1 protein-coding gene is annotated in these 538 nt (G+C 48.0%); it reads left to right on the top strand.

Features of this window, described 5'->3' with window-relative positions; all coding sequences use genetic code 11:
- Window positions 1-8: 8 nt before the first annotated feature.
- Window positions 9-538 (top strand): YhgN family NAAT transporter (locus R7O13_RS30310; protein WP_318305652.1); only part of this gene is annotated, 530 nt, incomplete at its 3' end.

Here is a 538-nt window from a genome sequence, read left to right as displayed (position 1 = left end):
GCCAGAACATGGATATTCTTTCTGCAGCGACCATGCTGTTTCTTATCATGGACCCTCTTGGCAATTTGCCCATTGTGTTGTCCATTCTTAAACACATCGATCCCAAACGTCGTCGTAAGGTGCTCATCCGCGAGTTGATTTTTGCCTTATTGATTTTGATGTTGTTCTTGTTCGCCGGACAAAGCATCCTGAGCTTTTTGCACGTACAGCCGGAAACCTTGAGTATCTCTGGTGGCATCATCTTATTTATCATCGCAATTAAGATGATTTTCCCAAGTGCAGGGAGCATCACCGGGTTAGCGGCGGGTGAAGAGCCGTTTATTGTGCCAATGGCAATTCCAATGATTGCCGGCCCATCAGTGATTGCCGCGTTGCTTCTGCTTTCTTCCCAGCATCCCGACAAACTGGTCGAACTCTCAGCGTCGGTGGTGATTGCGTGGGGCGCGACCTTCTTTATTTTGATGTTCTATGGCTTTTTCAATCGTCTGTTGGGTGAACGCGGTCTGAAAGCGGTGGAACGCTTAATGGGCTTGTTATT

It is taken from the genome of Vibrio sp. Y176 (assembly GCF_033438945.1).
This window is presented reverse-complemented; position numbering and strand designations above follow the sequence as displayed.